Source organism: Oleiphilus sp. HI0043 (genome assembly GCF_001634935.1).
The window spans coordinates 1-1,252 of the sequence record NZ_LWEY01000688.1 but is presented as its reverse complement, the minus strand read 5'-3'; the positions used below and the strand labels follow the sequence as shown (position 1 = coordinate 1,252).

Annotated in this window: 2 protein-coding genes; both read right to left on the bottom strand. The window is 44.6% G+C overall.

Translation table 11 applies throughout. The features are described 5' to 3' along the window. The coding region (locus tag A3729_RS08205) for an HD domain-containing protein (RefSeq protein ID WP_156497793.1) at window positions 1–471 on the bottom strand (471 nt) is incomplete at its 3' end. A gap of 26 nt (window positions 472–497) precedes the next feature. After that, on the bottom strand, window positions 498–1,252 hold a 755-nt coding region (gene rlmD, locus A3729_RS08200), incomplete at its 5' end, for a 23S rRNA (uracil(1939)-C(5))-methyltransferase RlmD (RefSeq protein ID WP_068633608.1).

Here is a 1,252-nt window from a genome sequence, read left to right as displayed (position 1 = left end):
ATCATCAATCATGGTCACAAGCATTTTCCGGACGTTATCAATCTGCCCTTGAGTCTGACCTAAAACCATACCTTTAAATGGACGATGTGTTGCAGAGATCGCTGCCATTCGCGCAACACCTTCGATCAACTTGGCAGTTTCTCCGCCAAATTTTTTCGATACTTGCTCCAGCGGCAATTTACCTTCGCGGACAGCTCGATAAAGTATTGCTGCAATGATAGCTGTCTGATCCAATTCCAACTCGATCAGAATCTGAGCCATCTCCAAACCAATTACAAAACTATTGTGCTCTTTTGCCCAGACTCGATCTTCCTGGACCGATTTCTGCTCGATTTCAAGGCTAGTTTCACAGGCCTGGCGTACTGTCTCGATATTACCCAACTCGGTAATTGAACTGATTTTATCAAGCCATTGATCAATGGCGGCTTCGCCATCGAAATCCTCAATGTAATCTTCGCGAACCTTAACCATAAAACTACCTGTTTATTATTCTTAGCCTACTTACTATCGAAAACAGCTATCGACTCTAAATGCTCAGTATGGGGAAACATATCCAAAACCCCTGCCTGCATCAGACGATACCCTTGCTGCACCAAGATCCCCGCGTCACGCGCTAATGTAGCCGGGTTGCATGATATATAAACTATTCGTTTTGCCCCAAACTGCCTAATATTGCTCACGATATCCAAAGCACCTGCTCTAGGCGGGTCGATCAAAATCTTATCATAAACTCCCTTCGTCCAAGCTTGAGCCGAGAAGTCACTGTATAGGTTACTTTCATAAAAAGTGACATTTTCGATATCATTAGCTTGTGCATTAAACAAGCCTCTTTCCACCATATCCTGACTGCCTTCAACCCCAACAACTTCCTTAGCGCACTTTGCCATTGCCAAAGTAAAATTACCCAGTCCTGAAAACAGATCCAGAGCACGCTCATCAGATTTAAGTTCAAGTAGCTGCAGCGCGAGTAGAACCATCTTCTGATTCACACCAAGGTTGATTTGCGTAAAATCTTTTGGGTGGAATTGTAAGGCTAAATTTTGCTTCAATACCCGCAAATTATAGGACAAGTTAGCTTGGCCTTCTTCTCGGCACTCATTTTCCGGCCACAACTGCTGAATACTGGAAATGTCCCCTGCTTGCAGAAACACCGTCCACTTCTGCTCCTTCGCAAGGTTTCTAAGCATTTCCAAGTCACTCTGCTCAAGAGGCTTCACATGCCGAATCAACACGCCTATTCCCTCACGACTCA